Origin of the sequence: Treponema sp. OMZ 799 (assembly GCF_024181365.1) — a bacterium.
In the GTDB taxonomy this organism is placed as follows: domain Bacteria; phylum Spirochaetota; class Spirochaetia; order Treponematales; family Treponemataceae; genus Treponema_B.
On sequence record NZ_CP051301.1, the window covers coordinates 2596150 to 2616456 of the forward strand.

General features: G+C 38.3%; 22 protein-coding genes. 12 read left to right on the plus strand and 10 right to left on the minus strand.

Annotated features, from left to right (window positions below; translation table 11 throughout):
- Positions 1 to 74 precede the first annotated feature (74 nt).
- From E4O04_RS11940 to E4O04_RS11950, 3 genes are all read right to left on the minus strand, one after another.
- Complete coding sequence (locus tag E4O04_RS11940) at positions 75 to 695, minus strand: Maf family protein (RefSeq protein ID WP_253708215.1); 621 nt, start codon at positions 693 to 695, stop codon at positions 75 to 77.
- A gap of 15 nt (positions 696 to 710) precedes the next feature.
- Positions 711 to 1415, minus strand: coding sequence for a HEAT repeat domain-containing protein (locus E4O04_RS11945; protein ID WP_253708217.1), 705 nt, complete (start codon positions 1413 to 1415; stop codon positions 711 to 713).
- Positions 1416 to 1564: 149 nt separating this feature from the next.
- Positions 1565 to 2173: a hypothetical protein gene (locus E4O04_RS11950; protein WP_253708219.1), complete on the minus strand. Its 609-nt coding sequence runs from the start codon at positions 2171 to 2173 to the stop codon at positions 1565 to 1567.
- A 128-nt stretch (positions 2174 to 2301) separates the two neighbouring features.
- Here E4O04_RS11950 and E4O04_RS11955 point away from each other — a divergent pair, with 128 nt between their 5' ends.
- The 7 genes from E4O04_RS11955 to E4O04_RS11985 all read left to right on the plus strand — a co-directional run bounded on the left by E4O04_RS11955 (position 2302) and on the right by E4O04_RS11985 (position 8873).
- Positions 2302 to 2793 (plus strand): hypothetical protein, encoded by a 492-nt coding sequence (locus E4O04_RS11955; RefSeq protein WP_253708222.1) that lies wholly within the window; start codon positions 2302 to 2304, stop codon positions 2791 to 2793.
- 174 nt (positions 2794 to 2967) lie between these two features.
- On the plus strand, positions 2968 to 4839 hold the full coding sequence (gene flgK / locus E4O04_RS11960; RefSeq protein WP_253708225.1) for a flagellar hook-associated protein FlgK: 1872 nt from the start codon (positions 2968 to 2970) through the stop codon (positions 4837 to 4839).
- A gap of 17 nt (positions 4840 to 4856) precedes the next feature.
- Positions 4857 to 6104: a flagellar hook-associated protein 3 gene (locus tag E4O04_RS11965; RefSeq protein WP_253708228.1), complete on the plus strand. Its 1248-nt coding sequence runs from the start codon at positions 4857 to 4859 to the stop codon at positions 6102 to 6104.
- Positions 6105 to 6117: 13 nt separating this feature from the next.
- A complete protein-coding gene (locus E4O04_RS11970; protein ID WP_253708231.1) occupies positions 6118 to 6561 on the plus strand; it encodes a flagellar assembly protein FliW in 444 nt (147 codons plus the stop codon).
- Positions 6561 to 6788, plus strand: a complete 228-nt coding sequence (gene csrA / locus E4O04_RS11975) for a carbon storage regulator CsrA (RefSeq protein ID WP_253677025.1) — start codon at positions 6561 to 6563, stop codon at positions 6786 to 6788. The genes E4O04_RS11970 and csrA overlap by 1 nt, the downstream gene beginning before the upstream one ends.
- A gap of 161 nt (positions 6789 to 6949) precedes the next feature.
- Positions 6950 to 7870 (plus strand): ABC transporter substrate-binding protein, encoded by a 921-nt coding sequence (locus E4O04_RS11980; RefSeq protein ID WP_253708233.1) that lies wholly within the window; start codon positions 6950 to 6952, stop codon positions 7868 to 7870.
- A 19-nt stretch (positions 7871 to 7889) separates the two neighbouring features.
- Positions 7890 to 8873 carry a FecCD family ABC transporter permease gene (locus tag E4O04_RS11985; protein WP_253708236.1) on the plus strand — a complete coding sequence of 328 codons (984 nt, stop codon included), beginning with the start codon at positions 7890 to 7892 and terminating at the stop codon, positions 8871 to 8873.
- A 58-nt stretch (positions 8874 to 8931) separates the two neighbouring features.
- Here the strand turns inward: E4O04_RS11985 and E4O04_RS11990 are convergent, their stop codons facing one another.
- The 7 genes from E4O04_RS11990 to E4O04_RS12020 are packed head-to-tail and all read right to left on the minus strand — an operon-like array spanning position 8932 to position 17080.
- Positions 8932 to 9939 (minus strand): uroporphyrinogen decarboxylase family protein, encoded by a 1008-nt coding sequence (locus E4O04_RS11990; protein ID WP_253708238.1) that lies wholly within the window; start codon positions 9937 to 9939, stop codon positions 8932 to 8934.
- Entirely contained in the window at positions 9936 to 10574 is a 639-nt protein-coding gene (locus E4O04_RS11995; RefSeq protein ID WP_253708241.1) for a dihydroxyacetone kinase subunit L, read from the minus strand. The genes E4O04_RS11990 and E4O04_RS11995 overlap by 4 nt, the downstream gene beginning before the upstream one ends.
- Before the next feature lie 9 nt (positions 10575 to 10583).
- Entirely contained in the window at positions 10584 to 11591 is a 1008-nt protein-coding gene (locus tag E4O04_RS12000; protein ID WP_253708244.1) for a dihydroxyacetone kinase subunit DhaK, read from the minus strand.
- Positions 11592 to 11600: 9 nt separating this feature from the next.
- Entirely contained in the window at positions 11601 to 12083 is a 483-nt protein-coding gene (locus tag E4O04_RS12005) for an L-2-amino-thiazoline-4-carboxylic acid hydrolase (protein WP_253708247.1), read from the minus strand.
- A gap of 22 nt (positions 12084 to 12105) precedes the next feature.
- Positions 12106 to 14058 (minus strand): M28 family peptidase, encoded by a 1953-nt coding sequence (locus E4O04_RS12010; protein WP_253708250.1) that lies wholly within the window; start codon positions 14056 to 14058, stop codon positions 12106 to 12108.
- The gene (locus E4O04_RS12015; protein ID WP_253693799.1) at positions 14055 to 15689 is read right to left on the minus strand and encodes an amidohydrolase; all 1635 of its coding nucleotides are present in this window, start codon (positions 15687 to 15689) and stop codon (positions 14055 to 14057) included. The genes E4O04_RS12010 and E4O04_RS12015 overlap by 4 nt, the downstream gene beginning before the upstream one ends.
- An 8-nt stretch (positions 15690 to 15697) precedes the next feature.
- Positions 15698 to 17080, minus strand: a complete 1383-nt coding sequence (locus tag E4O04_RS12020) for a Na+/H+ antiporter NhaC family protein (protein WP_253708252.1) — start codon at positions 17078 to 17080, stop codon at positions 15698 to 15700.
- Positions 17081 to 17392: 312 nt separating this feature from the next.
- Between E4O04_RS12020 and E4O04_RS12025 the strand changes: the two genes are divergently transcribed.
- The 5 genes from E4O04_RS12025 (at position 17393) to E4O04_RS12045 (ending at position 20306) form a co-directional block, all read left to right on the plus strand.
- Complete coding sequence (locus tag E4O04_RS12025) at positions 17393 to 18037, plus strand: FCD domain-containing protein (RefSeq protein ID WP_253708253.1); 645 nt, start codon at positions 17393 to 17395, stop codon at positions 18035 to 18037.
- A 5-nt stretch (positions 18038 to 18042) separates the two neighbouring features.
- Positions 18043 to 18504, plus strand: coding sequence for a YbaK/EbsC family protein (locus E4O04_RS12030; protein WP_253686997.1), 462 nt, complete (start codon positions 18043 to 18045; stop codon positions 18502 to 18504).
- An 83-nt stretch (positions 18505 to 18587) separates the two neighbouring features.
- Positions 18588 to 18725, plus strand: coding sequence for a CD1871A family CXXC motif-containing protein (locus E4O04_RS12035; protein WP_253686996.1), 138 nt, complete (start codon positions 18588 to 18590; stop codon positions 18723 to 18725).
- Positions 18718 to 19638, plus strand: a complete 921-nt coding sequence (locus tag E4O04_RS12040; protein ID WP_253708255.1) for a 4Fe-4S binding protein — start codon at positions 18718 to 18720, stop codon at positions 19636 to 19638. The genes E4O04_RS12035 and E4O04_RS12040 overlap by 8 nt, the downstream gene beginning before the upstream one ends.
- Before the next feature lie 71 nt (positions 19639 to 19709).
- Positions 19710 to 20306 carry a TlpA disulfide reductase family protein gene (locus E4O04_RS12045; protein WP_253708256.1) on the plus strand — a complete coding sequence of 199 codons (597 nt, stop codon included), beginning with the start codon at positions 19710 to 19712 and terminating at the stop codon, positions 20304 to 20306.
- Position 20307: the final 1 nt, after the last annotated feature.

Here is a 20307-nt window from a genome sequence, read left to right on the forward strand (position 1 = left end):
CGGATATTTACCGTAAAAAACGGCATGGGCTTATTATATAGTTTTTTTAAGATTTTGTATAGTGCTTAGACAGGTTAAAAGAGGTTTATAAAGCCTTTTTCGAACAAAAGCTCATACAATTCCCTCACGGGGAGGCCGACTATGCCGGTATAAGAGCCTTCAATTTTGTCGATAAAAAGAGAGGCCTTACCCTGGATTTTATAGCCTCCGGCAGCGTCCTTCCATTCTTTCGTTTTTATATAGGCCGAAATTTCTTCATCGGAAAGAGGTTTAAAAAAAACCTTAGAGATATTTTGTTTTTCGCTTATAAGGCCCGTTTCGCAGTCAAGCAGGCAGATCGCACTCACCACAAAATGGGAGCTTCCTGAGTGGCTTTTAAGCATCATTTCGGCCTCTTTTTCGTTTTTAGGCTTACCGAAGATTATTTTTGTGTTTGGAGCAACAGCATTTTCGGTAAAAATAAGGGTATCTGCCGCAAGAATAAGCTTCTGAGTGCCGGGCCCCTCGTTTTGCTGCAAAACCTTAAAAAGGCTTTGAGCCTTCCCCCTGGCAGTTAAGATGCACTTTTTTACCGGATCTTTTTCATTTATTGAAGACTCATCGAAATTTGAGGTTTTAATACAAAATAAAACACCCAGCGAATCGAGAATCTCTTTTCGTCCGGGTGATGCAGAAGCCAGTATAAGCTCTTTCATTATTTTAGGTAAATTTTAGTTCTTATTTTGTCCTGCCATTATCGATTTTAATACTTCCATAGCCCTGTTTCTTACCGGGGTTATGTAGTTAAAGTTGTTGGCAATTCTCAAAATACTTTCAGTCATAGCTCTCTTATTCTTTACAGAGGGAGCCAATTTTTCATAAGCATTAAGAACTTCAAGAGCTAAGGAACTTTGAGGATTGATAATGTCGAATTTTCGGTTGATAAAGTTTATCATGTCTACAACTTCGTCATTATTATTATAACCTAACTCACCTAAAGATTTAACGGCTTCCATGATTACTATCGGCTCATTATCGGTGTACATAACCGTTAGAAGAGATTTCTTTGCCTGCTCATTTTTAACTTTTCCTAAAAGGCGGCAAGCCTCTCTTCTGACATCAGGATAGTTGTTTGCAACTCTTCCGTTTTCGCGTACAACCGAGGTTAAACCTACAGTCGCAAGGGAATCAAGGGCTTCCTGCAATTCCGGAGTTACCCTTCCTGCATCAATAGCTTCTTCAACTACCTGTAAGGCTACAAACTTAGCATCTCGCCCTTCACTGGTGACCATCTCTTTAAGAATTACGCCCTCCATCGAATTAAGATAGGCCTCTTCAACGGTCATCATAGAATCGGAACTCTTATCCTGTGCAAAGATAAGGGCTGATCCCAAAAATAATATCATCATTATAAAAACTAAAGACTTTCGTCGCATTTCCAATTACCCCCTTAGTTTGGTACATATACCTTCATTTTCAATCATTTTCATCGTAAAGTCAAGTAGTAAACCCTGCTTTTTTTATTTTTAGTTCTATATTTTAGTCAAAATAGTCAAATTTGATGAAAAACATCTAAAAGCCCGTTTTACGGAACTAAAAGCCACCTGCCGTCTATTTTTTCAAATCTATAAAGTATCTTAGAATCTGTTGTCCAAGTTGCGACCTTAGTCGGTGATAAATACTCAAGATCATCAAACTTTTTATTTTGCCTTGAGGGTACAAAAACATAGTAAAAATAATCTTCAATGTTTTTTAACTGCTTTCCTTTTAGATGAGCAGGAAGACCTTCACTGGTCTTTTTCAAAACCTCAGGCTTTGAAAACTCTTTTATATACTCTATTGAAAGCCAGTATCTCCAGCGTCCGTAATCCTTTTTTGCAGTTATCTCGTTAAGTTTTTTTACGACTTCTTCAATTTCGGACTTTGCTATCTCCTTGTCCTTTTTGGTAATAGAAACGCCTTCAAATTGGGCTACAACCTCTTCATCAGCAGATTTTGCTGCTTCGACCTTAGGCTCAACCTTTGGTTCTGCCTTTTCTACAGGCTTTTCAACAACAGCGGGCTTTTGAACTTCCTGAGGTTTTTCTTGCGGTACCGGAGTTTCAACAACAGGCTTTGTTTCAGGTGCAGAAGCACATGAAACCATTAAAATTACAACAAGGCATAGGCCTAAAAAATATAAAGTCTTTTTCATACTATCCATAATACATTTATTTTCGGCTTGAGTCAACTAAAATTTTACCTCTTTATGTAAAATCAAATAAAAAGATTTCTAATGCTTTTTTTCTATATGCCGATACTGGTTCTGAGGAGTAGATTGTTATGGAAAAACATTCAATTGCAGCAGACATAAAAAACATTTTACACGAACAAATCGATTTGATAGATAATATCTATGAATTACAAAAGGCCATGTACCAAGGAGTCTTGGATAGAGACTGGCAGGAAAGTGAAAAAAATCTTAGTTTCTTAAATGAGGCTTCCGTAAAATTTTCAAATTTGGATAAGAAACTATATGGACTTTTACAGGCTGATGAGGATAATTCTATAGAATTCGATTTTTACATTCAAACAAAACAATTTAACTCATCAGATAAAAAAACAATAGATTCTTTATATGAAAAACTAAAAGAAAAAGTTTTTTATTCAAAGATTGAAAATGACGTCTTCTCAAATTATGTTTCACACGCTCAAGCCTTGGTTAAGGGCGTGGTCGATATTATTTCGGAAGAAAGAAACGGTAAGTGTTATACAGCTGAAGGAAAACGGGTTAATACGGAAATAACGAGCCTCGTTTTAAATGAGGTCTTATAGAAACAGGAGGTGCGATAAACAGTTCGGCAGAAATTCAGCCTCACTGTTTATCTACCGAGTTTTGTGCTTTGCACAAAACATCGTGAATATTATATGCGGTTTGTAAACAAACCGCTTGAAAAAACTTTTTTCGCAAATTAATATTTGCTGCAAAAAGTTTTTATGGAGGTATAGATGGCGACATTTGATGCAATAGAATTAGGAAAAAGGAGTTTGTTTGCACACCGGCAGTCGATTCAAACGGCAGGTCATAACATTTCGAACTCATCAACAAAGGGATATACAAGGCAGAGGGTAAACCTTGAAGCCTTTGAGCCCATTTACAGACCCGATTTAACCAGAGCCGAAACTCCGGGACAAATAGGACAGGGCGTTACCATAGGTTCGATTACCAGATTACGGGATGAGCTTTTAGACCAAAGAATAGTCGGAACTACCGATGACCTAGGTTATTGGGAAACAAGAAATTCCTACATAGCACTTTTAGAACAAGTTCATAACGAACCCGAAGATATTTCGGTCAGAAGCCGTATGGATCAATTTTGGGAAGCATGGCAGGAGTTGTCGCTCTACCCTGAGTCGGATGCTGCCCGTCAGGTTGTGCGTACCCGAACAGAAACCTTAACCGATGCCATTCATCACCAGTTTAAAGGCTTGCAGGGCATAAGGGACATGGTTCACGGCGATATAGAAGCGACTGTAAAGCAGGTAAACGACATAACGGGACGTATAGCCAAACTAAACGAAGAAATAGTTAAGGTTAAGGCTATGGGAGACAATCCCAACGATTTAATGGATAAAAGAGACCTTTTAACCGAAAAACTTGCCTCACTCATAGACATTTCCGTAGATAAGAGGGATGAAGACGAAACCTATGTAATTCATACCGCAGGTTTGGAAATAGTACAGGGAAGAACTCACAGAACCTTTGACTTTAAGGCTTCGCTTGAAAACGATAAATATGCCGATGTTGTTTGGTCCGATTCAGGCAACTTGGCTCATTTTGAATCGGGAAAACTGGCAGCCTTGATTGAGCTGAGAGATGTGGATATTCGGGACGAAATCAGAAAACTCGATACCATGACAATGAACTTTGTCGATCTGGTAAACGATGTCCACAGAAATGCCATGAGCCCCAACGGAAAAACAGGCATCGACTTTTTTAAAGAGCAATACTTTATAAACAATACCCTCGGTAACTTTGACAGAAACGGAGACGGAGAAGAGGATTCTTCCTATATTTTTAGAATTACGGGCACAAACATCCTTGATCCTCGAGAACAAATAGGATTGGAAGGAACTTTGACCCTTTCTTCGGGAGACGGCCTTGTGCAGGTTCCCTATTATTCGACGGACATGGTTTCGGACCTTGTAGAAAGAATCAATAGATCCGGTTCCGAGGTGGCGGCCTACCTCGACCAAAACAATAAACTTGTTTTAAAGGGTATGACCAGCTTCGACAAGGAAAACCCCGACTTTGTTATCCGCCATATCGAGGATTCGGGAAGATTTTTGGCAGGCTATTCGGGCGTGCTTTCTCAGGCCGGGCCGGAAGGAGCCTATGACTGGGGAAGGGTAAATGCTGTTGACGTATTGGCCGGAGCCCAATATGTGGTTTCTCCCATAGCCCATCCTTCAGGCTGGATGGAAATGAACCCCGTAATCAAAAGCGATATACAGAATATCGCCGCAGGTTATAAGGGCCCCGAAGGGGTCGCCTATCCGGGAGACAATAGGGCTGCCCTTGCGATAGCCGCAATCAGAAATACGCCTGTTATGGTAGGACGCTCAGCCACCTTTGACGACTTTTTTGCCGACACCGTAACCGAAATCGGTCTAAAAGGCGAGCAGGCAGAAATGAGTCTAAACACACAGATTGCTATCGTAAAAGAATTACACGATATGAGGGATTCCGTGTCGGGTGTAAACATAGACGAAGAACTATCGGATATTATCAAATTCCAGCACGGATATAATGCATCTGCAAGGTTTGTTTCGGTCATCAACGAGATGATCGATACCGTTATAAACAGGTTGGGCGTTTAGCCTTTTTGGAGTAAAATATGATGAAAAGAATTAGTACAAATATTCAGCATACGGACAGCAATTTTTCGATGAGGAATCAGGAATCGAGGCTTCACAATCTGAACAATCAGATTCAGTCTCAACGAAGGATAAACCAGCTTAGAGACGACCCTGTTTCTGCAGGCCACTCGGTAAGGTACAAGTCCTTCCTCGCCCGCCTCGAAAGGTTCGAAAAAAACACAAAAACCTTGCGCGATCAATATATGTCGGCCGAAACCTATATGAATAACTCCCTACAAGTTATTCACCGTTTAAGGGAGCTTTCCGTACAGGGAGCAAACGGAACCTATACTCCGGACGACTTGAAGGACATGGCAGCCGAAGCCGACGAACTTTTAAAAGAACTCGTGCAAAACGGAAACGCCGTCAATTCCGACGGAGTCAGAGTTTTTTCGGGAACCAAGAGCTTTACCGAGCCCTTTGAAACCGTAATGGGGGATGTGGACGGAGCAGGTTCAGCCCTTATAACTCAGGTTAGATATAACGGCACAGTCGATTCAAAAGAAGTTGAAACCGATGAACTTTCTTTTATGAGGGCAGATCAGGCCGGAAACAGGGTATTTTGGGCCGAACAGCAAATTCTTATTTCGGAAACTGATGCAAGCAACTTTGTTATAAAGGAAGACACAAGCATCGAGGTTGACGGTGTTGAAATTCCCTTAATTGCAGGAGACAATGTTCATGCAATTATTTCAAAGATAAACGATTCGGGAGCAGCCGTAAAGGCAAGTCTAGACCCAATTACAAGCGGTTTAAACTTAACAACCACCGATGCACGCCAGCTTTGGCTAAGAGATGCCGAAGGAAGCACGGTTTTATCCGAACTGGGCTTGATAAAGGCCGAACAAAGACCTCCCTATAATTTGGCAAATTCGGTACGCGTTTCGGGAGGCTCTCTTTTTGATGCAGCCATTGCCGTGCGCGATGCCTTTCTTTCGGGCGATCAAGAAGCCTTGGGCGGAAAGATTTTGGGAAGTCTCGATGAGGGTATACATAATCTTACTACAAGGATGGCCGAAACAGGTTCCAAGTATGCAAGAGCAGAGGTCATATTAGCCCGAATCGACACGCAGACTTTAAATGTAACTGCAGCAGAATCCAGGGAAGCTGACCTTGACATTACAAAGGCGATAACCGACTTAAAGATGTTTGAACACACTCATCAAGCTTCTTTAAGCGTATTGGGAAGGCTTTACAGAGATTCTCTTTTAAACTACTTACGATAGGATGGAATTTAAGATGGAAATTAAGACAAAAGCTATGGGGCTTGTTGAAATTCAAGATGAACAGATAATTGAATTGGTTGACGGATTTTACGGATTTGAAGAATTTCATAAATATGCCTTGTTGGATTCCGATAAGGAGCCTTTCTTTTGGGTTCAATCCCTTGATGATCAAAATTTGGCCTTCATCGTTATTGATCCTTTTTTGTTTAGGCCGGATTATGAGCTGGATATAGATGATGAGCTTTTAAAACCTATTGAAGCAGAGTCTCCTACAGACCTCTTGGTTTTTGCCCTTGTTACCATTCCGCCTGCGGGAGGTCCCATTACCGCAAACCTGCAGGGTCCTCTCATCATAAACAAAAAAAATAAAAAGGCTTTTCAGGCTGTCTTAAATGACGGAAAATGGAATACCAAACACGATATTCTTGCCGAATTGAATGCGGCGGGGAGGAACTGATGCTCATACTTTCCCGTAAAACAAACCAAAAAATCCTTATCGGTGACGATATAGAAATCACCATAATCGATATTCGGGGCGATCAGGTAAAAATCGGAGTGGATGCACCGGCTTCGGTCAAGGTTTTTCGTGAAGAAATCTACCAAGAAATCCAAAACGAAAACAAGGCAGCCTTGGTTCGAGATGCCAAGCCGAACTTACCGGAACTTCATCTCAAAAAGAAATAGAAAGTTCTCCATAAATTGCCGTTTTTTTTAAACTTAACCGCAAAGCTCGCGAAGGACGCAAAGGTTTTAAAGGTATCTTTAAGTAAGAAGGTCGCCTTTGCGTCCGCAAGATTTTCCTCCGGGCTTGATTTTTTTTGCCTATACCATTAGAATACCTCCCTATGAAAACAAATAAATTTTTTGCACTCATTTTTGTTTTAGCCTTATTTATCGTAAGCTGTTCAAAAATCAATAATTTTTTTGAGCAAGATAAAAAGGATTTACCCGACCGCACAATAGCTGAAGCAGGACCTCGTGTTATTGCAGGTACCATGTCCATAGTCGAAATTTTGGACGACCTAGGCTATAAAAATGTTGTGGGCGTTCCTTCAAGCCGACATCCCATGCCTGAGCTTTATGCCAAAACCGAAAAAATCGGAAAGCCCATGCAGCCGGATCTCGAAGTTCTCAAAAGATTAAATGCCGACATTTATCTCGCCTCCCTAGGTTCAAAGCCTACCTTGGATAAGCTTTTTCAAAACCAAAACATAAAAACGGAATATGTCGATTTAAATTCCTATGAGGCCTGTTTAAACACAATCAGGCACTTAGGCAAGCTGACATCAAAACAAAAAGAAGCAGAGCACGTAATTCAAACCATCGAAGCGAAAACCCTTGAGGTACGCCGCTCCGTTCACGGCAAAAAAAGCCCCAAGGTATTGATGCTTTTAGGTTCTCCCAAAAAATTGATGATGGGAACAAAACACTGCTATACTGGAAGCCTAATGGAAGTTTTAAAAATTCACAACATCGCAAACGATATCGGTAACTTCGACAAAACCTATGTTCCCATAAACATAGAAGAAATCGTAAAGCATCAGCCCGACGTAATCATAAGATTGACCCACACAAAGGCCGAAGACACAGCCGAAAGCCTTAGAGCCGAGTTTGCAAAAAACGAAATTTGGCAGAAGGTAAAGGCCGTAAAAGAAGACAAAATCTACGACCTTGACAGTAATTTATATACCGTTTCACGAAATATCAGAATAATGAATGCTGTCGAGAATTTAAAAGAAATAATCTACGGAGAAACCGAAAACTAAATTCCAAAAGGTAAAAAAAATGCTGGAAGAACGCCGAAGAAAAATGCTCATCTTTCTCTTTATTTCTTGTGTTCTTCTGGCACTATCCGTTTCGGCCGCAATCTATTTCGGCAGCACAAAGATTCCCGTCAATGAAATAATAAAAATCATATTTTTTAATGAAGCTTCAGATTTTACAATAATTATTTGGGATATAAGAATTCCAAGGATTATTTTAGCCCTCATAGTCGGAGCCAACCTTGCAGCTTCGGGAGCTCTTCTCCAAGCGGTTATTCAAAATCCTTTGGCAGACCCCGGGATAATAGGCATTTCGAGCGGAGCAAAGTTAGGCCTCTTACTGGCCCTCTTGATTTTTCCGCAATTTGTTACGGCAGCCCCCCTCTTTGCATTTATAGGAGCAATGGGTGCGGCAGTCTTGGTTTACCTCTTGGCATGGAAGGGCGGAGTAAAAACCGTCCGACTTATTTTGGCAGGTGTTGCAGTCAACGCTTTTTTTGCGGGAGTTAGCTACCTTATCACAATCTTAAACAGCGACAAGATTCAAAACATAATGCTCTGGCTTAGCGGAAACCTTTCCGGGCGCAGTATGTATGACGTGAAGCTCATCTTGCCCTACTCCCTCATAGGCCTTGCCGCCGCCCTTGCAGCCATACGCCCCGCCAACCTCCTCTTATTCGGAGACGAAAAGGCAGGCAGTTTAGGTTTAAACATCACAAGGAGCCGAATTTTAATTTCGCTTACAGCCTCTTTTTTGGCGGCTATTTCCACCTCCCTTGTCGGGGTCATAAGCTTTGTAGGCCTTGTAATTCCCCACATTGTGCGGCTTATCACAGGCCCCAACTACAAATATCTTTTACCCCTTTCGATATTAAACGGAGGAATATTTTTGCTCATAGCCGACACCTTTGCCCGCACAATAGCGGCCCCGATAGAATTACCGGTCGGTACCCTGATGGCCCTGGTCGGCGGCCCTTTTTTTGTCTATCTTTTAAGGAGGAAGTAAATGGGAGAACAGCCGGCAAATATGCAAAGCCGGCTGTTCAATTACAATAGGAGGAGCTTTATTTACTATGCTTTTCAGCGAAGCTTCTTACTTGTGCAAGTCTTTTATATCCTATTTCTGGAGCAATAGTGCAATCTGCACCGATAATAACGCCTGTAGTACCGGCTTCTTTTATCAATTTCTCAACGCAGTTTTCAATCTCGATATCCGGGCCTACATCAATAAGGGTACCCCTGTTATTATCAAAGCCGCCCAAAACACAGGCATTTCCAAAGAATTTTTTTCCTTCTGCCAAAGAAAGTTTTTCCGTATTTACAGCCCAGTTATAAACCTTAGCTTTATAATCTTTATAGAAAGATAAATTATTTGTATAATCAGCATAACCGCAGATATGAAGAATGTTATTGTCCCAAAGAGCGTTTATTTTATCAAGAACTTTTTTGTCAGAAGGCAAAACATATTTCTGATGGAATTTTAGATCTGCATCTTGCGACTGAACACTTTGAACACTGTAATAAATTCCGTCAAGTTTTGTATTGTTTTTAAGTTTATCTGCAAGAATAATCAAGTCATCTGCAATTTCTAAGGAAGCATTCAACATAGCATCCGGATCTTCAAAAAAAAGCTTAACAAACAAATCCGGCTGTTTTTTATAACATTCTGTATACAATCTGATATAGTTGAGAGGAGCAAAAATATTGTAAAACGCAGCAACTTCTCCGTCAAAGTGCGCTAAGATTTCATTAACCATATCAATTTGTTTATCGTACCATGGTGAAGAATTTCCTATCGATTTTATCTTTTTAATGTCGGTAATACTATTAATATCGTTTTCCATTATTGACGGATGTCCGAAAAAACCGTCTGACATTATTTTTATCATATCAGGTTTTAGATCGTCATACATTTTTTTTGTACCGTCAATTGTTGCTTGAATAATTCCGTCATCCAACAAACCGCGAAACTGCCTGTATTCATCGGCAAAATGCCACCAAAAACCGACAGGAACCCTTTTAACTTCTTTATTGTTAAAAGCATCCAAAATCAATTTTCTTTTTTCTTTCATTTTTTTCCTCCATCTATTATAAAATTATTTAATGCTTTGAATATCAAATATCCTACATAGGATCCGCCGTCAAGGACGCCGATACTTTTTTCTGCATAATAAGCGGCTCGTCCATGTACCGACTTCATATTACGAGTTGCATCTGAACTTTCTTTTGCAATCAGCTCTGCACCTTTTATAAGGTCTGTATTTGAGATTTTTCCTAAATTTTCACGAATATATTTTTCGGTAGGAACAAGAGTATCGACAATAGTTTTTTCTCCCGGTTTAGCACCTCCCTTGTTCATAATTTCTTCGTTAAATTTTGAAAAACCTGCTGTAAATTCTTCAGGGGTCAATTCTTTTTTTCCTTTAAATTTTTTTCCCATCGCCATTAATCCGAATGATAATATGGTGCCTAAACTTGAAGGAGCTTTTTCGTTAAAAGCCATGGCCGCTTTGAGAATACCAAAACCGATATCTTCTCCGGGATCATCTTTAAAGGCATTAAGTGCAGCATTAAAACCGGCGCTCATAGAAAGGCCCAAATCTCCGTCTCCATTTTGCTGATCAAGTTCAATTAAATAATCCTTTTCATCATCCATGGCTTTTGTTATTTCAGATAATACACTCAGAATTATATCTTTTGTAATCATGTCGACATCCTACTTCTTATTGGCATTAGTATAAAAGGGGGTATTTGCATCATGAAGAAGCAAGGTCTTTAATTCATCATCCAGTTTCATAATTGTGATCGAAAGTCCCGCCATCTCCATGGAAGTTGCAAATTCTCCTATGTGCGGACTTACCGCCTTTACCCCCAATCCACTTAAAATATTAAATAAATCCCGATAGATAATAAATAATTCCTCAAGCGGCGTAGCACCGAGACCGTTAATCATTACGGAAACCTCATCACCACTCGAAAAAGAAAGTTCGGTTGCAATTTTGTCAAAAATCATTTTTGCAACCTCGGCGGAAGTTTTTATCTTTGAAACTTCTATACCTACTTCACCATGAATACCCATTCCTATTTCCATCTCATCTTCATTGATCGAAAATGTAGGTTTACCTACTTCAGGTACTATACATGGAGATAAAGCTATACCCATCGTACGCATGTTATCAAGAGCTCTTTTAGTAACCGAAATAAGTTTTTCGAGGTCATAGCCTTTTACGGCTGCTGCCCCGGCAATTTTATAGGCAAAAACCATTCCGGCAACACCTCGCCTTTTATCCTTTGCCGTAAGCGGTGAAGAAGCAATATCATCCATCACTCTTATTTCTTTAACCTGTATTCCGTCCATTTCGGCCATCGACATAGCCATTTCGAAATTGAGTTTGTCTCCTCCGTAATTTCCGTATAGACACAATACACCCTTACCGAAATCGCATGCCTTTATCATTTCATACATTTTATTTGCAGAAGGAGAAGCAAAAACATTGCCTACAGCACATCCGTCAAGCATTCCGTCGCCTACATAACCGAGAAAGACCGGCAAGTGACCGCTTCCGCCGGCAGTAACTATACCGACCTTATTTTCTTTTTTTGTTTTGTTTACGATGACCCTCTTGTCCCCATTTAGTGCAGAGATCTTATTAGGATAAGCATGTAAAATCCCTTCAATCATCTCATCTACAAAATCTTCAGGTTTATTTAATATTTTTTTCATAGAAGCTCCTTAATCTTTTTTCTGTTTTATTCTAATCTCACATATTGAATCGCCTTTTGCAATTGTTTTTCCGAGTTTAAAATCAAAACCTAAGGTTTCACATATTCCTCTATCACCATCCATAGCAATATCGCATAAAATAGGTAACTCTTCATCAAGTGCTCCTATTTTTTTCCATGCCGATACCAAGGGACAATAGTGAAAGTCTACACTTAAATTTCCTCCGTCACACTTATCTTCCATTTGAAAAATTTGCTTGACATTGTCATTCACAAATTCTTTGTGAAATACTTCGAAATCGCCAGAATGTGTAAACTTATTCATACCATGAAAATTACCGCATTTTTTTATGGCACATCGGGCAAATTCATCCGTTAGACCTCGTTTTCTTGCTTCTTTATATAACAAGTAAAACCATGTTGCCCTATGCTCAAATGCATTTCGCATATCTTCAATATGCTGACTCTTAAATTCGACTTTATTTTTTATCATAACTAATTCCCCCTTATAATAATTAATCTTCAATACAATCTTCCATCATACAGATAAGTTCTTCCAAAATATTGACTTCAGCAGCAAACTTTTCTTTCAATTCATTTTTTTGAGTTTCAATCTCTTTTTCAAGCTTAGCAATAACATCCGTATAATTTGTTGCGCCTTCATTTCGTAATTTTTGAAGTTCCCTTCCGATATTCCACATATCGGCTATAGTTGTTACTTTACCTTTTGCCCATGTAAAAGGTGCAGCTTCTCCGAGAACTTGGTCAACCAATATATCGTAAACACGTTTATCAAAATGATAACCATACCAACAAAGATCGACACCTCTCAAATCTTCATCCATAGCTTTTTCTATGTTACCGGCTTTAAGGCTTTCGATGGCAGAAGTCAAATAGTGAATATTATTTTGATTACGTATATGAATAAAATTATATTGCTCGAACCAATCAATTCCGAATAATTCGTTAACTATTTTAGAAAAAATTCTACCTACTTTTTTATTATACTTTTTTGCTACACTATCTATTTTTGAGAAAGAATCATTTTTTTTCTTTAAAACTACGGCAGTTTCTTTTGCTTTTAGAATTTTTTCACATAATAATTTCGAATCAGCAATAATTTTTCCATCGACTTCATCAAGCATTTTGTCAAATAAAGCCGTAAAATCCAAAGGTCTCACAGGCAGTTTATCGAATTTCTGTAAAATAGTTCCATACAAAATATGAGAAGAAAGAAAAACTTCATCACTATAATCATTTACATCTTTTTGATCCGAACTGGAATGATATGATGGCCAAAAATTAACTCCTTCATAAAAACTTTCTATAGTCGGGATTCCAAGACATGCATACATATAACTTTCAGTCCATGTCCACATCGGACTATAAGTACCGAAAGGATATACATTACCTTCAATGTTTTTACCCAGCTTTTCAATGCCTTCGACCATTTCATATGATGTTCTTACCTTAACAGCAGAGGCCGTTCCATTGATTAAATTTCCATCTAAATTTACCAGCAAAAATCCGTTGTCACCCCACTCGGGATGTTTATGTACAAGCATTGTTGCACCTCGAGCCCAGTCATAACGAGTTCCTTCAATTCCCCATTCTTCCGCCCCGTGTAGACAAATGCGTAAAGTTCTATCCGGTGTATATCCATCTTCAACTAGAGCTTTGCATATACCCATTATACAGCCGATACCGGAGGAATTATCTGCAAAAGCGGTAAAATAAGCATCATAATGGCCAATAAGATATATTACTTCATCAATTTTTCCCGGAATTTCACCTATTATGCAGTTTGTAATTCCATTGTTTACTACATTCACATCTGCATTCAAGATTGCCTCTATTTCTCCTCCTTGAAGTTTTAACTGTTCTTTAAGAAGTTCAGCTTCACGGACAGTCATTGAAAATGCAGGAAGGTCACAGGTCGTAGAAATATCTTGTACACCCAATGTATCTTTCGACCACGAACAATAACCTCCTATTTGAACTACAATAACGCCTTTTGCTTTATTTACTTTAGCTTGAGTGATCGGCCAGTTAACCCACCAATCATCCACCATATTGATATCGATTAGAACATATTTACCTTCAACATCGATATTTTCATAATCGATATCCCTGCCCTTATTAACATAAACAATTTTAATCTTTTCGTTCTCAGCTAAGCACCTGGCTTGAAAACTTGACATCAAAAATTTTCGTGTAATTCCATTTGCCATTTTATATGAAATATCAGCACGTTTAAATTCAAAATTATCTACAACAACAGCTTCTTTGTGCACATTTTTCAAACCTATTCGTTTCATTTCTTCATGAAGAAAATCCCCGGCTGCTATTTCTGCTGTAGAACCTGATGTGCGATATCCTAAATCAGGATTACTCTTAAACGATATAAGTTTTTCCATTAAACCAAGTGTATAGTTTAAATCCAAATGTTTACTGAATTCTGCAATCATATTCTCCTCCTACTAAATTTTTTTTCTTCATAAATAATATTTCCGTCAAATACATTCATAAGTACCTTTGTATCAGGTATCTTCTCTTCATCAATACAGAAAAGATTCTGATCAAGTATTATGATGTCAGCCAATTTTCCCGCTTCTAACGTACCTAATTCATTTTCACGATTTGAAACATAAGCACCTCCAAAAGTATAAGCCCTTAAGGTCTGTGACATTGTTAATTTTTCCGAAGGATTAATACCAGTGGGTTTTCTATCATATCCATGCCGTGTAACTGCGTAATATATAGTTTCAAAAGGATTAAAATCAACAACAGGATAATCAGTGCCCAAGGCAATTATACCTCCGGATTCCAAAATAGATCGGCACGGCCATTCCCATTTGCATCTTTCTTTACCCAGACGTACAATCTTTTCATTTGCATCAAGAGCAAGATGGCGAGGCTGCATTGAAGCCGTAACACCTAACTGCTGAAACCTTGCAATATCGTCAGGATGTATATTCTCGATATGTTCTATCGAATTACGAATACGACTGTTATTATTTATTCTATTGGATTTTTCAAAACAATCCAAAGCAAATCTTACAGACCCGTCGGCAATACAATGAAGTCTCACACCCAAACCGTATTTATTTGCATTAATAATACATTGTTCATAATAGGTTTCCGTATCGTTTATAAATCCTCTAGTACCAGGTCTATCAGAATAAGGCTCAAGCAAATATCCTGTATATGTAGAAGTTACACCGTCTATAACTCCTTTCAAGCCGGTAACTCTAAGTTTATCCGAGTTATACTTTTTTCTAAGTGCATTGATTTCCTGCTGCCCCATATCAAGCCCAATGGATGGGTTCAAATTTATCCTTACAATTAATTCATCAGCTTTATCCATATCTTCCAAAGTATCATATTTTACACCAGGTAAAATTCCTGATACATCACAGAAAGTTGTGATACCTACTCTTGCAAGTCTATGCATCAAATCTCTATTAACTTCTTCACTGATTGAATCCGCAGGTACAAAAGTTTTACTTGAAGCCAAACGAAACCATGCACTCTCTCTCAAAATTCCGCTGGGTTCTCCATTAGGTAAAAGTACAATATTTTTGCCATATTCCAAATCATTTCTGTCTATACCCAATTCATCCAAAGCCTTACTATTCAACCAGCCTGTATGAGCATCGGCGGATGCAAGATATACAGGACGCTCAGGAACAATTTCGTCCAATGACATTTTTGTAGGCAATTCGGCATCATTCCAATTTGCAGGAAACCAACCTTGGCCGATGATGCTGTCATATTCAGGATGAGCATCTGCAAAAGATTTTATCATGGCCACACATTCTTGTTCTGAATGAGAATACAATATATCATTGATAAAATACTTACTGTCATATAAAGCGCCCATGGAATAATGACCATGAGCATCGCAGATACCGGGCATTATGAGACAATCACCAAACTCATATTTTTTTGTGTCAGCTCCGCAATAAGAAAGAATATCAGTCCTATTTCCTACAGCAAGAATTTTATTTTCTTTTATGGCAACTCCGCCCGGAAACGGTAACTTACCGTCTCCGGTAAATACGGCATTACTTAAAAAAATTTTATCTGCGATACTCATATTCCCTGCTACCCAATAATAAATCCGGCAATCACAAAACAGATAGTCGTCAAAATATAACTTATCAAAGCATATGGAAAAGTTCCCAGCATTTGATAATACGGTTTTATTTCAATAGCACCGGAAGTAATCATAATAGCATCGCCCGCGACAAAGGTCGTACTTCCAAGGGTGGCAGCACAAACCAATGCCATACAAGACAGAATAGGATTAACACCCAATGCTACAGCAATAGGAACTACAATAGGAGCAAAAATCATTGAGCCATCCCAGAAGCCTCCGGCAAAAAATACATAGGCCCCGCAAAATGCAAAGACGATTGCAGCAAATATTGATCCGTTTAAAAGAGGTGTAAGAACATCTATAACATAGCCGGTCATACCTGTAACCTTGTTTATTTCAACAAGAGTTAAAGCAAGCGCAATCGTAACATCAACCATCAGCATACTCGCTATACCTTCAAAAGCGTTGGTAAAAATTTCTGTAAGTTTTAATTTCTTTTCAATAAGTATTATCACAACAACAGTTGCAATAGCTCCCATACAGGCAACCATAACATTTTGAGTTATCAATGTTACGGTAACGATAACGACCATAGTAAAGAAAAATTTTAAAGGATTATTTTTGATCATAGTATCAGAACCGGTGGAATCATCTGCATATAATTCTTTACCTTCAAGATTTTCTTCTTTTGAACAAACTATGCCTGTTTTCATGGCTAATTCATTATCTTTTTTTGTAATACCAATTAAAGGAAAAACACCGATGATGATCAAAAAACAAATTAACAACAATATGGCAGGATAAAACAAAAACGGCATGCCGGAAATATAAGCACCTAATCCGGTACCATTTACCGTCACGCCGTTTTCTTCAAATAAACCGGCATAAAAAACTGCCCAGGTCGAAACAGGAATCAAAACACAAACCGGAGCCGCCGTACAGTTTACCAAAAAACCGAATAAAGTACGCGGGATTCGATGTTTATCACAAATCTTCTTCATTGCCGTAGATACAGCCATATTATTTAAATAATCATCAACAAATATAAGCCATCCAAGAATAAATGTGATAATCATAGCTTTCTTGCGGGTATTTGCATATTTTCCTAACCAATTAGCAAATTCAAGAGCATAACCCGATACATCCAACAATTTAATCAAAATACCAAACAAAGAAAGCATAATAATCAAATAGCCGCAGGTTCCGGCAGACCATGCTGTTTGCAATTGATCTAACCACACAGAAGGGAAATTCAGTCCTCCAATAAGGACTGCACCAACAAGAGTTGCTGCCGTAAAAGACAGAATCATCCTCTTAGTCCAAAAAACAAAGACAAACATCACAATTGTGGGAATCAATGAAATAAACCCCAAATTCATAGTTTCCATAAAATAACCTCCTCTAATTATTTTTATAAAATATCACTGATATATTAATAATATATCATATGAATTTGAAAACTGTCAAGCAAAATATGATTAAAATTTGATTATTTTTTAAAATTCTATAAAATTGTCTAAGATATAAATTCAAGCCAGATTAACGCTTGTTCCTATAAGACATAATTGAAATAAATTAAAAATTCTTTTATCAAATGCCTATGAGCTCATTGCATTAGTGATGTAAATTGTGATACACTTATCGGTTGGTGATAAGTTAAAATATTAAAAAAATCTATTTAATTCACCTAGGATAAAAGTATGATAACTAATAAATTAAAACCAATAAGAACCTCCTTAAAGCAGGATGCCTATATAAAGATATATGGCCTCGTAACCGATAATACAATCAAACCGGGAGATATAATCAATCTTTCAGATTTAGAAAAGTATTTAAAAATAAGCAGGGCGCCGATTAGAGATGCACTAATAGAACTTTGCAATGAAAACGTTTTTAAGAGTATTCCGCGATACGGATATGAACTAATCAAGCTCCGACAAGAAGACCTTGTAGAAATGTTAAACTACCGCTTAGTTCTGGAGTGCGGTTTTTTGGAAAAAAACTGGAAAGAAGTTGCGAGCTGCGATCATGAAACATTAAATTATCTATTGGAACATACTAGAAAATTGAGCAACACAAATGCTGTAAGTGAGTGGCAAAATAATTCGGTATTTCATATAGGTTTATTCAAGCTGCATAATAATTCTCATGCCTTATTAAGTTTGGAGCATACAATGAAAAAAATGACCCGTTTTTTTATTCAAAATTACCGAGAAAAATGGGAAGAAATGACAAAAAAGACTTTTAGCTCACACCATGAGAACATAATTTATGCCATAAAAGATAAGGATAAGGCAAAAGCTCTAAAATACTTAAATGAAGATATAGGCGGATTTAAAAGGTAAAATAAATGGGATTAAAAGAAGCAAGAGAACATTTAAGGCAGTTTTCATTGGAAGACAGGATTATAGAATTCGATACCTCAAGTGCAACCGTAGACCTTGCAGCGGAAGCGGTAGGATGTGCACCCGAGTTTATCGTAAAAACCCTAGCCTTTATGGTAAAAGAAGAGCCTATAATCATCCTACTTGCAGGCTCGGCCCGCATAGATAATGCAAAATTCAGAAAGGCCTTTCATTGCAAAACAAAGATGATGAATGAAGAACAGCTTTTAAGTTTTATAGGCCATCCGGCAGGAGGCGTCTGTCCCTTCGGATTAAAGACCGAGGTTCCTGTCTATATTGATGAATCTATAAGAAATCTGGAAACGGTATATCCCGCAGCCGGTACCGAAAATACGGCTGTTCGTATGAATGTAAAAGAACTTGAGAAGGCTTCAAGGGCAGCGGCTTGGGTCAATGTGAGTAAGTAAATAAAATTTTAAAACAGAGTCTGTATCCAAATATTATATTAAGTTGTATATATAATGTAACTTAAAATCAAGCAGGAGGATAAATGAAAAAGAAAATAGCGGCGCTCCTTGTTATTATATTGGCAACAGGTTTTACTCTTATAGGAATATACCGCGGAGAGGTTGCTGTCGTCCTCAAAAAAGCCGTAAATATTTGTACGGAGTGCATAGGAATTGGCTAAACAAAATAAACAAAAAACGCTGAACAAAAAACGTCATGCTATTCAAGTCCTAGGGATGATGGCATTAAACGGAAACCTCACAGGATTTTTAAAGGGGCAAATTTATAAAGGGCCTATGAAAAAGGTCTGCATGCCGGTTTTAAACTGTTACTCATGTCCGGGTGCCCTATTCGGCTGTCCCATAGGTTCGATACAGGCAACGATAGGAAGCAGAAATTTTAACTTTGCATTTTATGTTGTAGGACTCACGGCCCTTTTTGCAATAGCGGCGGGAAGACTTTTTTGCGGATATCTTTGTCCCTTCGGTCTAGTACAAGATCTCTTGGATAAAATTCCATTAAAAAAATTTAAGGTTCCGCAAAAGATAAACAGAATTTTAAAATACCTAAAATACTTTATCCTTGCCTTTTTTGTGTTTGTTTTACCCTTTGCCCTGCAGGACAAGTACGGCTTAAGCGATCCCTACTTTTGTAAATATATTTGCCCATCCGGGATTATCTTTGGAGCTATTCCGCTCATATCGGTAAATCAAGCCCTCACCTCCTCTTTAGGGGCCTTATTCGGACTTAAACTAACTATAACCGTAATAATAGCGATGCTTTCAATAATTTTTTACAGACCCTTTTGCCGCTATTTGTGCCCACTCGGAGCCTTTTTAGGTATTTTCAATCCTATAAGTCTATACCGCCTAAAAATCAACGACAAGTGCATAAAATGTAAAAAATGCGAAAGAACCTGCAAGCTTGACATTCCTACATATAAGAGCCCAAACAGCCCCGAATGTATAAGATGCGGAGAATGTATCAAGGCCTGCCCTGTTCACGCCATCGACCACAGTTTTCTTTTTACGGAAAAACCTACAAACACAGGCCCAATTATAGAAGAAAAGAATAATTTTTCTCAAATCCCTTGATTATTCCATAAAGTCTGAGTATATTTTCGGGTAGAAATTTGAAAATTATTTTATAATATAGGAGTTTACAAATGAAAAAATTACATTTTTATGTGTTAATAGCAATATTTGCAAGCGTATTTTTTATATCTTGCTCGAAAGCAGAAGCAAAAGGTAATGAAGAAGCAAAGACATCTGCAATTACAAGTCAGTCGGAGTCAAAAACTTCAGATGATGCTAAAAACCGGCTTAAATTTTCAACAAAGGACCTTGACGGGAACACGGTTACGGATGAAATTTTCGCCAAATACGATATTACCTTGATAAATATTTGGGGAACATTTTGCGGTCCATGCAGGGCGGAGTTACCCGACTTGGAAGCAGCTTACAAGGCCTATGCCGATAAAAAAGTAAATGTGATAGCCCTTACAGCCGACCTTCAAGAAGGAGATAAAGAAACCTTAGCCTTTGCCAAAGAATTATGGAAGGATGCAGGCTGTTCTTTTCAGGCCCTCATAACTGTCGATAACTTTCTTCCCATCTACCAGCAAATTGCAGGTGTACCTACAAGTTTTATTGTAGACAAAAGCGGAATGCTCATTCCCGGGACCATTCACACAGGAAGATTAAATAAGGCCGGTTTTGAAAAACTTTTTGAAACAGCTTTAAAAACTGTAGGCTCAAAATAAA